Consider the following 12,449-nt stretch of genomic DNA (forward strand, 5'->3'; position numbering starts at 1 on the left):
GGGGTGTGGACGAGCGGGTGAATCAGCACCCGAATCTGCCTCTCACCCGGGCAAACGCTGTACACGTGCTGTGGACGCGAGAAAGGTTGGCCGAGATTTCACCTGTCGGACACCGACCCCAAGGCCTGGACGGGCAGATACTCGCGCTCGCCGTCCCGGCGCTGGGCGCACTCGTCGCCGAGCCGCTCTTCGTGCTGGTCGACTCCGCCGTGGTCGGCCACCTCGGCACCGCCCCGCTGGCCGGTCTGGCGCTCGCGTCGACCGTCCTGATGACCGTCATCGGGCTGTGCGTGTTCCTGGCCTACGCCACGACGGCTGCCGTCGCGCGGCGCCTCGGCACCGGGGACCGGACCGGCGCCCTGCAGGTCGGCGTCGACGGGATGTGGCTGGCGCTCGGCCTCGGGGTGGTGCTCGCAGCGGCCACGTGGCTGAGCGCGCCCTGGCTGGTGGAGGCTCTCGGGGCGTCCGGTGAGGTCGCGCAGCAGGCCGTCATCTACCTGCGCTGGTCGTCACCGGGCCTGCCCGGGATGCTCCTGGTCCTCGCCTCGACGGGCGCGCTGCGCGGGCTGCTCGACACCCGCACGCCGCTGGTCGTGGCGGCCGTCGGCGCGGTGGTCAACGCCGCGCTCAACGTCGTGCTCGTCTACGGCGTCGGCATGGGGATCGCCGGGTCGGGGCTCGGCACCGCGCTCACGCAGCTGGGCATGGCTGTGGCGCTCACCGCGGTCGTGGTCCGGGGGGCGCGCGGCACGGGCGCCCAGCTGCGGCCGGCGGCCGGCGGCATCTGGGCCAACGCACGCGCAGGCACCCCGCTGTTCGTCCGGACGCTGTCGCTGCGCCTCGCCATCCTGCTGACGGTGTGGGTGGCCACCGGGCTCGGCGCGGTCGAGCTGGCCGGGCACCAGGTGGTGAACGCGGTGTGGGGGCTCGCGGCGTTCGCGCTGGACGCCCTCGCCATCGCCGCGCAGGCCCTCGTCGGCCACGCCCTGGGCGCCGCCGACGTCCCCAGGGTCCGCGCGATCCTGCGCCGGACCCTGCAGTGGGGCGTGGGGGCCGGGGCCGCGCTGGGCCTCGTCGTCGGCGGGCTGTCAGCGCTCTACGTCCCGCTCTTCACGTCCGACGACGACGTCCGCCGCGCCGCCGTCGCCGCCCTCGTGGTCGCCGCGGTGACCATGCCGATGGCCGGCTGGGTGTTCGTGCTCGACGGCGTGCTCATCGGCGCGGGCGACGGCCGGTTCCTCGCGTGGGCGGGCATGGCGACGCTGGTGGTCTACGTGCCGTTCGCGCTGGCCGTCCGTGAGGCCGCCCCGCCGGGGGCCGCCGGTCTGGCGTGGCTCTGGGCCGCGTTCGCGGGGGTGTTCATGCTGGCACGCGCGGCCACCACCGGCTGGCGCGCCCGCGGCACGGCGTGGATGGTGACGGGCGCATAGAAGCGCCCCGCTCCCCTCAGGGGAACGGGGCGCTTCTCAGGAGTGCTCAGCTCAGGCTGCGACGACCTTGACGGTCACCGTCGCGGACACGTCTGCGTGCAGACGGACCGACACCTGGTACTCGCCGAGGGCCTTGATCGGCTGACCGATCTCGACCTTCCGCTTGTCGATCTGCGGAGCGCCGGACTTCTTGACCGCCTCGGCGATCTCGGAGGTCGTGACGGCACCGAACAGACGGCCCGACTCGCCGGCCTTGGCCGACACGACGACGGGCTTGCTCTGCAGCGAGTCGCGGATCGCCTTGGCGTCGTCGAGCGTCGCGATCTCGCGGGCCTTGCGGGCCTTGCGGATCGCGGTGACGTCCTTCTCGGCGCCCTTGGTCCAGGGCGTCGCCAGGCTGCGCGGGACGAGGAAGTTCCGGGCGTACCCGTCCTTCACCTCGACCACGTCGCCGGGCTCACCGAGACCGGTGACCTCGTGGGTCAGGATGATCTTCGCCATGATGGTCCCCTTTCTCAGCGTGCCGACGACGAGTACGGCAGCAGGGCCATCTCGCGGGCGTTCTTGACAGCGCGCGCGATCGCGCGCTGCTCCTGCGTGGACACACCGGTCACCCGGCGAGCGCGGATCTTCCCGCGGTCGGAGATGAACTTGCGCAGCAGCGCAGTGTCCTTGTAGTCGACGACGTCGATCTTCGCCGCCTTGAGCGGGTTCAACTTCTTCTTGGGCTTACGAACCACGGGCTTGGCCATCGTGGTGCTCCTTGTCTGCTGGAGCCCTGGGCGTTGCCGTGCCCAGGGATGGGGAATGTCTGAGTGTCAGGCGCCGATCAGAACGGGGGCTCGTCGGAGTAGCCGGCACCGCCAGCACCACCCGCGGGCGTCGCCCACGGGTCGTCCTGCTGGGTGCCGCCACCGCCGCCGGAGCCGCCGAACCCACCGCCGCCGCCACCGTTGAAGCCGCCGCCGCCCCCGCCGCCGAAGCCACCGCCGCCGCCACCCGAACGCTGGGTCCGGGTGACCTTGGCCGTGGCGTAGCGCAGGGACGGGCCGACCTCGTCGACCTGGAGCTCGTACACGGTGCGCTTCTCGCCCTCGCGGGTCTCATACGAGCGCTGCACGAGCCGGCCGGTCACGATGACGCGGGTGCCCTTGGTGAGCGACTCGGCGACCGACTCGGCCGCCTCCCGCCAGATCGAGCAGCGGAGGAACAGCGTGTCGCCGTCCTTCCACTCGTTGCTCTGGCGGTCGAACGTACGGGGGGTGGACGCGACGGTGAAGTTCGCGACAGCTGCCCCCGAGGGGGTGAAGCGCAGCTCGGGATCCCCGGTCAGGTTCCCGATCACCGTGATGACGGTCTCACCGCTCATGCCCAGCTCCTCGTTCGTTCGATCAGTCGGAAGATGTGGAGCCGCACGTTACGGGCGGCCACCCACAAGAGATCAGGCGTCGGCGCGCAGGACCTTGGTCCGCAGGACGACCTCGTTGAGGCCGAGCTGGCGGTCGAGCTCCTTGGCGGTCGCGGGCGTCGCGTGGAAGTCGATGACGGCGTAGATGCCCTCGGACTTCTTCTGGATGTCGTAGGCAAGCCGACGACGGCCCCAGATGTCGACCTTGTCGACAGTGCCACCGTCGGTCTTGACGACCGTCAGGTACTTGTCGAGCGACGGAGCAACGGTGCGCTCCTCGATCTCGGGGTCAAGGATGATCATGAGTTCGTACTGACGCAGGCTCATACCCACCTCCTCTGGTCTCAGCGGCCACGGTCGATCCGTGGCAGGAGGGTGTGTGCGTCGCTGCGCGGAGCGATCCGTCCATGACGACGGGCCCCTCCGGGCACAGCAATCTCCAAGGCTACCCGGCCCGGGGCCACCGCCGAAATCGGCTGTGGACGGGCGAGGACCTGGAAGCTCCGGCGAGGGGCGGCTGCCCGCCCCTCGCCGAGGATCAGGGGGCTGCCGGTGTCTCCGTCGGAGTCGGCTGCGGAGGCGGCTCCTGCGTCGGCTGGGCCTTCGGCCCGGTCGAGATGACGAGGGTCACCGGGCTCCCGGGGGCGAGCATGGTGCCGCCCTTCGGGTCGACCCGGATGACCCGGCCCGCGGTCACGCTGTCGGAGGGTTCCGACACGACGTTCGTCGCCAGCCCGGCGTTCACCACGGTCGCCGTCGCGTCCGCCTCGAGCTTGCCCTCGAGCCCGGAGGGCACGGCCACCTCGGTGGGGGCCTGCTCCGTGGGCTGCTCGGTAGGCGCCGTCGTCTCGGTCGGCGTCGCGCTGGCGGTCGCGGTGGGCTTGGCGCCCACGTTGGCCCGCGGCGGGAAGTCGACCACGTCCGCGTACTGCGGCTGCTCGAAGACCGTCTTCATGTACGACTGCCACAGGAACGCGGGCCAGGTCGCACCGGTGACGAACTTGACCTTGCCGATCGGCGAGATCGACTCCTGGGTGGTGCCGTTCATCTGGCTGAGCGACACCTCCGTGACGATGTTGGGGGTGAAGCCGACGAACCAGGCCGCCTTGTTGTCCTGCGTGGTGCCGGTCTTGCCGGCGATCGGACGGTCGAGCGGCTTGATCCACTGCTTGCCCGACCCCTTCTGCACCACCTGGGTCATCGCGTACGTCGCGTCGGCGATCACGTCCTGCGCGAAGGCCCGCTCCGTGGGGTCCTTGTGCTCGTACGCGACCGAGCCGTTCGAGTTGGTGACGGAGCGGACGATGTACGGGTCCACCCGCATGCCGCCCGAGGCGATGGTGGCGTACGCACCGACCATGTCGATCGGCTTCAGCGTCTCGGTGCCGAGCACGTTGGCGCGGTTGGTGTCCACGGGCGCGGGGAGGCCCGCACGCTCGGCCACCTCGGCCGTCTTCTCCGGACCGATCTGGAGGTTCAGCTGGGCGTACACCGTGTTGACCGACTGCGCGGTCGCCTCCACCAGGTCGATGTTGCCGAACTGGCCGTTGCTGAAGTTGCTGACCTTCCAGTCGCCGAACTCCTGCGGCGTCCGCCCGCTGAACCGCGTGTTCAGCCCGACGCCCTGCTCGAGGCCGGCGATGAGCGTGAACGGCTTGAACGTCGACCCGGGCTGGACGTTGTCGTAGGTGACCGCGTTCTTCTGGTCGGCGAGGAAGTCCGGGCCGCCGTAGAGCGCGACGATGGCGCCGTCCCTGGGGTCGATCGAGCTGAGGGACACACGGGTGAGCTCGCTGGGCGTCGCGCCGTCCTGCCCGGGCAGCGTGCCGAGACGGAACGCGGCGACCTGGTCCTGGGCGGACGCCTGCAGCGGCTGCTGGATCGTGGTGACGACCTTGAGCCCGCGCCGCTTGATCTCGTCCTCGGTGAAGGCGAGCGGCTCACCCATGAGCTCGTCGCGGACCATCTTCAGCAGGTGCCCCGTGGGCCCCTGCATCGTGTCCGACTCCTTGTACTCGACCGTGGGAGGGAAGACCATCGGCGCCCGCTCGGCCGCGGTGAGCCAGCCTTCCTCCTCCATGGAGTCGAGCACGATGTTCCAACGCGCCTCGGCCTTGGCGGGGCTGACGGCCGGGTCCCAGTTGTTGGGCGACGGGATGATCCCGGCCAGCAGGGCCGCCTGCTCACGGGTCAGCGCGGCGGCGTCGACACCGAAGTACGCCTGCGCGGCGGCCTGGATCCCGTAGGAGTCGCGGCCGAAGTAGATGGTGTTGAGGTACCGCCCCAGGATCTCGGGCTTCGTCTCCTCCCTGGCGATCTTGATCGCCAGGAGGGTCTCCTTGAACTTGCCGACGTAGTCGGTCGTCGTCTTGTCGACGTAGTACCGCTCGACGTACTGCTGCGTCAGCGTCGACCCACCCTGGGTGGCGCCGCCGCGCAGGTTGTTCAGGAACGCGCGGCCCATGCCGGTGATCGAGATGCCGCTGTTGTTGGTGAAGAAGGTCTTGTCCTCGGCGGCGGCGACCGACTGGCCGACGTACTCCGGCAGCGACTCGTAGGGGACGATCTGACGCTTCTGGGCCGCGAACGTGCCCATGACCCCGCCCGGCGAGCCGTCGGGGTTGTTGGCGAAGTAGACGGTGGTCGTCTCGGCGCGGGTGTCGTCGGCCGGGTCGGGGATCGTCGTGTATGCGTACGCACCGACGAACGCGCCGGCGCCGAGGAAGCCCACCGCGAGGATGGTGCCGAGCACGAACCGCCACGAGGGCAGCCAGCGGTGCAGGCCGTGGAAGCCCGACCGCGGGTAGTCGAAGAACCGACGCTTGGGGGCGCTGCTGCGCGACGAGGACGCCGTCGACCCACGGGGCGCACTGCGCTTGCCCCGGGCGGGAGCCCTCCGATTCGTGCCTGCCAACGCGCTGCCTTCCGTCCGACGACTGGGTCCGGCCGGTCCGCCCGGATCCGGGCAGGCGTCAGCCGCGCTGCTCAGTATGGGGGACCTCCCTGTCCCGGTCGCGAGGGCTCACGCGTGGATCCGACGAGCCTTCACATGATCGGCACGCCGCGCACGAACCGCCGCCGCACCCGGGAGGGCAGAGGTGACGGGGGTCACCGTCAGGGCCGGACTTGCTCGTATCCTCGTTCTCGACATACTCTCCGGATGTATCGAGTTGATACATCGACTCACCAACATCCCGAGGAGGTGCCCCCCGTGCGCGGTCGTTCCGACGTGCTCGAGCCGGCCATCCTCGGGCTGCTCCACGAGTCCCCGATGCACGGCTACGAGCTGCGCAAGCGGCTCAACCTCGTGCTCGGGTCGTTCCGCGCCCTGTCGTACGGCTCCCTGTATCCCTGCCTCAAGTCGCTGGTCGACCGCGGGTGGATCCAGGGGATCGAGTCGCTCGCGACCCCACACGGTGTGGCGTCCAAGCGTGCCCGGATCGTCTACCAGCTGACGGCCGACGGCAAGGAGCACCTGCAGCAGGTGCTCGCGTCGTCGGGACCGGCCGCCTGGGAGGACGAGAACTTCGACGTCCGGTTCGCCTTCTTCGGGCAGACCGACGCCGAGACCCGCCTCCGGATCCTCGAGGGTCGGCGCTCGCGCCTGACCGAACGGCTCGAGACGGTCCGCCAGTCCTTCGCCCGCACCCGCGAGCGCATGGACGAGTACACCCTCGAGCTCCAGCGGCACGGCCTCGAACAGGTCGAGCGTGAAGTCCGCTGGCTCGACGGGCTGATCGACAACGAGCGCGGCGTGCGCCGCACCCGTCCCGCAGGCACCGGTCATCCGGCCGTTGCTGACACACCCGTGGAGGACGACGACGTCGCCCCCGCGCGAACCACCGAGAAGGAGCGAGGATGACCTCCATCCGCGTCGCCATCGTCGGCGTCGGCAACTGCGCCGCGTCGCTCGTCCAGGGCGTGCACTACTACGCCGACGCCGACCCGAGCGGCACCGTGCCCGGCCTGATGCACGTGCAGTTCGGCGACTACCACGTCCGCGACATCGAGTTCGTCGCCGCGTTCGACGTGGACGCGAAGAAGGTCGGCTTCGACCTGTCCGAGGCCATCGGTGCCTCGGAGAACAACACCATCAAGATCGCTGACGTCCCGCCGCTCGGCGTGCCGGTGCAGCGCGGTGTCACCAACGACGGCCTCGGCAAGTACTACCGCGAGACCATCACCGAGTCCGACGCCGAGCCGGTCGACATCGTCGCCGCCCTGCGCGAGGCCCGTGCCGACGTCCTCGTCTGCTACCTGCCCGTCGGGTCCGAGATCGCCGCGAAGTACTACGCCCAGTGCGCCATCGACGCCGGCGTCGCGTTCGTCAACGCGCTGCCCGTCTTCATCGCGTCCGACCCGGTGTGGGCCGCGAAGTTCGAGGCCGCCGGTGTCCCGATCGTCGGCGACGACATCAAGTCGCAGGTCGGCGCCACCATCACGCACCGCGTGCTGGCCCGCCTGTTCGAGGACCGCGGCGTCGTGCTGGACCGCACGTACCAGCTGAACGTCGGCGGCAACATGGACTTCAAGAACATGCTCGAGCGCGACCGCCTGGAGTCCAAGAAGCTCTCCAAGACGCAGGCCGTCACCTCCAACCTGAGTGGCCCGCTCGGCGGCAAGAAGTCGGACCGCAACGTCCACATCGGCCCGTCGGACTACGTCGCCTGGCTCGACGACCGCAAGTGGGCCTACGTCCGCCTCGAGGGTCGCGCGTTCGGCGAGGTGCCCCTGAACCTCGAGTACAAGCTCGAGGTCTGGGACTCGCCCAACTCGGCCGGCATCATCATCGACGCCGTCCGCGCCGCGAAGATCGCCAAGGACCGCGGCATCGGCGGCCCGATCCTGTCGGCGTCGACGTACTTCATGAAGTCCCCGCCCGTGCAGACCGAGGACACCGAGGGCCGCTCGCAGGTCGAGGCCTTCATCCGCGGCGAGCGCGAGCGCTGACCGAAGTGCAGCGAAGGGTGGAGGCGCGCCAGCGCACCCGCCCGTAGCGGAACGCAGCACCACCCGCTGATCTGACACACGAAGGCGCGCATCCCTGCGGGGGTGCGCGCCTTCGTCGTGCCGCAGGGCGCGATCCGGCGGCACGACCGGATGGGAGGATGACCCGGTGCAGGTGATCGCCGACCTCAAGGCCCTGTGGCCTCTGAAGGACTTCCGCAAGCTGTTCGCCGTCCGGCTCGTGAGCCAGACGGCCGACGGCATGTTCCAGGTCGGGCTCGCCACGCTCTTCTTCTTCTCGCCGGAGAACGCCAGCACCGCGGCCGGCGTCGCGACCGCGTTCGCGGTGCTCCTGCTCCCGTTCACGATCGTCGGACCGTGGGCGGGCGTGCTGCTCGACCGGTGGCGCCGCCGCCAGGTGCTGTTCGTCGGCAACCTCGTGCGGGTGGCGATCACGGTGGTCATCGCGCTGATCATGGTGACGGACGGGGTCGGGCCCGCCGTCTACGTGCTCGCGCTGGTCAACCTGTCGATCAACCGCTTCCTGCTGTCGGCGCTGAGCGCGTCGCTGCCTCGCACGGTGGACGGTCCGCTGCTGCTCACCGCCAACTCGCTCACCCCGACCCTCGGTGCCGCGGCTGCCGGTGTCGGTGCCGGGATCGGCTTCGTGCTCGGCCTGGTGCTGCCCGCGGGTCACACCCGCGACGGAGCCGCGCTGTTCGTCGCCGCCGCGGTCATGGCGACCGCCGCCGCGCTGGCCACCCGGCTGGGCAAGGACCGGCTGGGTCCCGACGAGCGCGCCGACGCCCGCCAGATGAGGGCGGCGCTGAGCAGCCTCGCCCACGGTCTGGTCGCCGGCGCGCGGCACCTGGTCCAGCGACGGACCCCCGCACGGGCGCTCGGCATCATGGCCGCGCACCGGTTCCTCTACGGCGTCACGTTCATCGCGAGCATCCTCATCGCCCGCAACCTGCTGTCCGACCCCGCGGACGCGGGCCAGGGGCTGAAGACGTTCGGGCTGGTGCTGGGAGCGTCGGCGGCCGGGTTCGTGCTCGCGGTGGTGCTCACGCCCGTGCTCTCGCCGCGCACCGGCCCGCACTGGTGGATCGTGCTCTGCCTCGGCCTGGCGGCCGTCAGCCAGCTGCTGCTCGTCGCCTCGGCGTCCCGGGTCGCGGTGCTGGTCGCCGCCGGTGCGCTCGGCCTGGCCGCGCAGGGGGCCAAGATCGCGGTCGACACGATCGTGCAGCGCGACACCGACGACGCGTTCCGCGGACGGGCGTTCGCGCTGTACGACGTCCTGTACAACGCCGCGTTCGTCGGCGCCGCCGCGCTCGGTGCGGTCACCCTGCCCGACACCGGCTACTCCCAGGGCCTCTTCCTGGTGCTCGCCCTCGCGTACGCCGGGTTCGCCGCGCTGTACGGATCGGCCTCCCGGGGGGTACCCGCGGGGCGGGTCACCGAGGCACGATTGGCCTCGTGAGCAGCGACGACAAGGTGGTCGAGCACGAGGACGACCTGCCGCTGAACGCCGTGCTCTCCAGCGATCTCGCACTGTCCATCTCGGACGCGATGCGGCCCGACGACCCGCTGGTGTGGGTCAACGGCGCGTTCAGCCGGCTCACGGGCTACCCGGCGGACGAGGTGCTCGGCCGCAACTGCCGGTTCCTGCAGGGCGCGGACACCGACCCGATCGCCGTGGGGCGCATCCGGACCGCGATGGACGACGGGCGAGCGGTCGCGACCGTCATCCGCAACTACCGCCGCGACGGCTCCCCGTTCTGGAACCAGGTGGTGATCAGCCCGGTCGTCGACGAGACCGGGCGGGTGACGCACCACGTGGGGATCCAGGCCGACGTCACCGAGCGGGTGGCCGCCGACCAGGTGCGGGACCTCGAGCTCGACCTCGTCGACGAGACGGCGGCCCGGCTCGACCTGCTCGCCCACATCAGCGACGAGCTGGCCAAGAACCTCGACTACGACGCGGCGGTCGACGCCCTCGGGGACATCGCGATCCCCGCGCTGGCGAGCTGGGGATTCGTCGCCATCACCGACGACCGCGGTCGGTTCTCCCGCGTGCACCTCGTCGCCGGCGACCTGCACGACCGCGAGACCATCCGGGCCTTGGCCAACCAGGACATCAGCTGGCTCACGCGCGCCCCCAAGATCGTCGAGGCGCTGACCAGCAGCCCCGGGTTCGTCGCGACCCCCTACGCCATCGACACCGCGTCGCTGCCCGGGCGGACCACCCCCGACCAGCTGGACCTGCTGCGTCGGCTCGGCCTGGGTCAGGCCATGGTGGTGCCGCTGCGTGCGCGCGACCGGGTGCTCGGCGTGCTCACCCTGGTGGCGGTCGACGGGTTCGGTGCGGACGCCGTGGTGACGGCCGCGCACCTGGGGCGCCGGGCCGGGCTGGCGCTCGACAACGTCCGACTGTTCCTGGCCGAGCGCACCGCCGTGCTGACCCTGCAGCACAGCCTCCTGCCGGAGATCCCCGAGATCCCCGGACTCGACATCTCTGCCGCGTACATCCCGTCCGGCCGGCAGGCCGAGGTGGGTGGGGACTGGTTCGACGTGCTCCCGCTGCCGGACGGTGCCATCGGGCTCGCCGTCGGCGACGTGGTCGGCCACGACCTGCGCGCAGCGGCAGCGATGGGCCAGCTCCGCTCGCTGCTGCGGTCCTACGCGTGGGAGGGGTCGTCGCCGGGCGAGGTCCTGGCCAGGGCGGACGAGCTGGTGCGGGGCCTCGACATCGCCGACATCTCGACGTGCGCGTACCTGCGCTGGCGGCCGAACGGGGAGGGCGCCCACGTCACCTACGCACGTGCGGGGCACCCGCCACCGCTCCTGCGCCTCGCGGGGGGCGAGGTCCGCGCACTGGACGAGGGACTGTCCACGCCGATCGGCCTTGCCGGTCCCGGCGGTGCCGAGGCCACGATCGACGTGCCCCCGGGCGCGACCCTGGTCCTGTACACCGACGGACTGGTCGAGCGACGCGACCGTGGCCTGCGCGAGGGGATCGCCCTGCTCACCGGGGAGCTCGCGTCGCTGCCCGACGACGTGGACGCGACGACGGTCAAGGACCGGCTGGTCGAGCGCTTCATCGGCCCGTACCAGGAGGACGACGTCTGCCTGCTCGTGGTCAGGAGCGCGCTGCCCACCAGCTGAGCAGCTCGTCGCGCGCGGCGTCCGGCCCCAGCGGCCCGCGCTCCATCCGCAGCTCGAGCAGGTGCTTGTACGCCTCGCCGACCTCGCGCCCGGGCGCCAGTCCGAGGATCTCCATGATCTGCGTGCCGTCGAGGTCGGGGCGGATGGAGCTGAGCTCCTCCTGCTCCCGCAGCTGCGCGATCCGGGCCTCGAGGTCGTCGTACGCCGCGGACAGCCGGGCCGCCTTGCGCAGGTTCCGCGTGGTGGAGTCCGACCGGGTCAGCCGGTGCAGCCGCTCCAGCAGCGGGCCGGCGTCCGTGACGTAGCGGCGCACCGCCGAGTCGGTCCAGCTGCCCTCGCCGTAGCCGTGGAAGCGCAGGTGGAGCTCGGTCAGCCGCGCGACCGCCTGGACGGTGGACTTGTCGAACCGCAGCTCCTTCAGCCGCTTGGCGACGAGCTTGGCGCCGACCATCTCGTGGTGGTGGAAGCTGACACCGCCGCCGTCCTCGAGCCGCTTGGTCTTCGGCTTGCCGATGTCGTGCAGCAGGGCCGCCAGCCGGAGCACCAGGTCGGGACCGGGCACCACACCGTCGGGGCCGGTCTCCAGCGCGATCGCCTTCTCGAGGACGGTCAAGGAGTGCTCGTAGACGTCCTTGTGCCGGTGGTGCTCGTCGATCTCCAGGCGCAGCGCGGGCAGCTCGGGCAGGACGTGGTCCGCCAGGCCGGTGTCGACCAGCACCTCGAGGCCCGCACGGGGCTGCGTCGCGACCAGCAGCTTGCTCAGCTCGTCGCGCACCCGCTCGGCGGAGACGATCGCGATCCGGTCGGCCATGTCGACGATCGCCTCGCGGGCCGCGGGGTCGACGGCGAACCCCAGCTGGGCGGCGAACCGGGCGGCCCGCATCATGCGCAGCGGGTCGTCGTCGAACGACTGCCGCGGGTCCACCGGGGTGCGCAGGACGCCGGCGGCGAGGTCGGTGAGTCCGTCGAAGGGGTCGACGAACGTCAGCTCGGGCACCCGGACGGCCATCGAGTTCACCGTGAAGTCGCGGCGGGACAGGTCGCCCTCGAGCGAGTCGCCGAACGCCACCTGCGGCTTGCGCGACGCCGGGTCGTACTCGTCCGTGCGGTACGTGGTGACCTCGACGACGACGTCCTGCGCCAGCGACGAGCGGCGGCCGGCGAATCGGCGGGCGCCGATGGTGCCGAACTCCTTGCCGATGTCCCAGTGCGCGTCACCCCAGCGCGCAAGGATCGCCTGCGTCTGGTCGGGCGTCGCCGACGTCGCGAAGTCGAGGTCCGCCGACGCCCGGCCCAGGAACGCGTCCCGCACCGGGCCGCCGACCAGCGCCAGCTCGTGGCCGGCCGCGCGGAACAGCTCGCCCAGCTCGAGCGCATCCGCGGGCAGCCCTGCCAGCACGCCCAGCGCGCGCTTCTGCAGCGCCACCAGGGCGGCGCTCAGGTCGGGGGACTCGGGGCTGACGGTCGGATCGAGGGACGGCACTCGTCCAAGCCTGCCA

11 protein-coding genes are annotated in these 12,449 nt (G+C 71.4%); 5 read left to right on the plus strand and 6 right to left on the minus strand.

Annotated features, from left to right (window positions below):
- Positions 1-86 precede the first annotated feature (86 nt).
- Positions 87-1,430, plus strand: a complete 1,344-nt coding sequence (locus tag AC1DXT_RS01175; RefSeq protein ID WP_477059559.1) for an MATE family efflux transporter — start codon at positions 87-89, stop codon at positions 1,428-1,430.
- Between the two features lie 51 nt (positions 1,431-1,481).
- On the opposite strand, the gene rplI is transcribed toward AC1DXT_RS01175, so the two are convergent.
- The 5 genes from rplI to AC1DXT_RS01200 all read right to left on the minus strand — a co-directional run bounded on the left by rplI (position 1,482) and on the right by AC1DXT_RS01200 (position 5,752).
- Entirely contained in the window at positions 1,482-1,931 is a 450-nt protein-coding gene (gene rplI, locus AC1DXT_RS01180) for a 50S ribosomal protein L9 (RefSeq protein WP_056086294.1), read from the minus strand.
- 14 nt (positions 1,932-1,945) lie between these two features.
- Positions 1,946-2,182 carry a 30S ribosomal protein S18 gene (gene rpsR / locus AC1DXT_RS01185; RefSeq protein ID WP_056018476.1) on the minus strand — a complete coding sequence of 79 codons (237 nt, stop codon included), beginning with the start codon at positions 2,180-2,182 and terminating at the stop codon, positions 1,946-1,948.
- Between the two features lie 77 nt (positions 2,183-2,259).
- Positions 2,260-2,799 (minus strand): single-stranded DNA-binding protein, encoded by a 540-nt coding sequence (locus AC1DXT_RS01190; RefSeq protein WP_056086293.1) that lies wholly within the window; start codon positions 2,797-2,799, stop codon positions 2,260-2,262.
- A gap of 72 nt (positions 2,800-2,871) precedes the next feature.
- Positions 2,872-3,165: a 30S ribosomal protein S6 gene (rpsF, locus tag AC1DXT_RS01195; protein WP_034611334.1), complete on the minus strand. Its 294-nt coding sequence runs from the start codon at positions 3,163-3,165 to the stop codon at positions 2,872-2,874.
- 211 nt (positions 3,166-3,376) lie between these two features.
- Positions 3,377-5,752, minus strand: coding sequence for a transglycosylase domain-containing protein (locus AC1DXT_RS01200; protein ID WP_477059560.1), 2,376 nt, complete (start codon positions 5,750-5,752; stop codon positions 3,377-3,379).
- 297 nt (positions 5,753-6,049) lie between these two features.
- Between AC1DXT_RS01200 and AC1DXT_RS01205 the strand changes: the two genes are divergently transcribed.
- The 4 genes from AC1DXT_RS01205 to AC1DXT_RS01220 all read left to right on the plus strand — a co-directional run bounded on the left by AC1DXT_RS01205 (position 6,050) and on the right by AC1DXT_RS01220 (position 10,950).
- Positions 6,050-6,700, plus strand: coding sequence for a PadR family transcriptional regulator (locus tag AC1DXT_RS01205; protein ID WP_056086285.1), 651 nt, complete (start codon positions 6,050-6,052; stop codon positions 6,698-6,700).
- Entirely contained in the window at positions 6,697-7,788 is a 1,092-nt protein-coding gene (locus tag AC1DXT_RS01210; protein ID WP_477059561.1) for an inositol-3-phosphate synthase, read from the plus strand. The genes AC1DXT_RS01205 and AC1DXT_RS01210 overlap by 4 nt, the downstream gene beginning before the upstream one ends.
- Before the next feature lie 166 nt (positions 7,789-7,954).
- Positions 7,955-9,265, plus strand: coding sequence for an MFS transporter (locus AC1DXT_RS01215; RefSeq protein WP_477059562.1), 1,311 nt, complete (start codon positions 7,955-7,957; stop codon positions 9,263-9,265).
- The gene (locus AC1DXT_RS01220; RefSeq protein WP_477059563.1) at positions 9,262-10,950 is read left to right on the plus strand and encodes a PP2C family protein-serine/threonine phosphatase; all 1,689 of its coding nucleotides are present in this window, start codon (positions 9,262-9,264) and stop codon (positions 10,948-10,950) included. The genes AC1DXT_RS01215 and AC1DXT_RS01220 overlap by 4 nt, the downstream gene beginning before the upstream one ends.
- Here AC1DXT_RS01220 and AC1DXT_RS01225 read toward each other — a convergent pair.
- A complete protein-coding gene (locus AC1DXT_RS01225) occupies positions 10,925-12,433 on the minus strand; it encodes a CCA tRNA nucleotidyltransferase (protein WP_477059564.1) in 1,509 nt (502 codons plus the stop codon). The genes AC1DXT_RS01220 and AC1DXT_RS01225 overlap by 26 nt on opposite strands.
- Positions 12,434-12,449: the final 16 nt, after the last annotated feature.

Source organism: Cellulomonas sp. P1_G12_2, from assembly GCF_056405535.1.

Excerpts from the sequence above, each read along its gene's own strand:
- rplI (WP_056086294.1), bottom strand. The coding sequence starts at position 1,931 with ATGGCGAAGATCATCCTGACCCACGAGGTCACCGGTCTCGGTGAGCCC.
- rpsR (WP_056018476.1), bottom strand. The coding sequence starts at position 2,182 with ATGGCCAAGCCCGTGGTTCGTAAGCCCAAGAAGAAGTTGAACCCGCTC.
- AC1DXT_RS01190 (WP_056086293.1), bottom strand. The coding sequence starts at position 2,799 with ATGAGCGGTGAGACCGTCATCACGGTGATCGGGAACCTGACCGGGGAT.
- rpsF (WP_034611334.1), bottom strand. The coding sequence starts at position 3,165 with ATGAGCCTGCGTCAGTACGAACTCATGATCATCCTTGACCCCGAGATC.
- AC1DXT_RS01210 (WP_477059561.1), top strand. The coding sequence starts at position 6,697 with ATGACCTCCATCCGCGTCGCCATCGTCGGCGTCGGCAACTGCGCCGCG.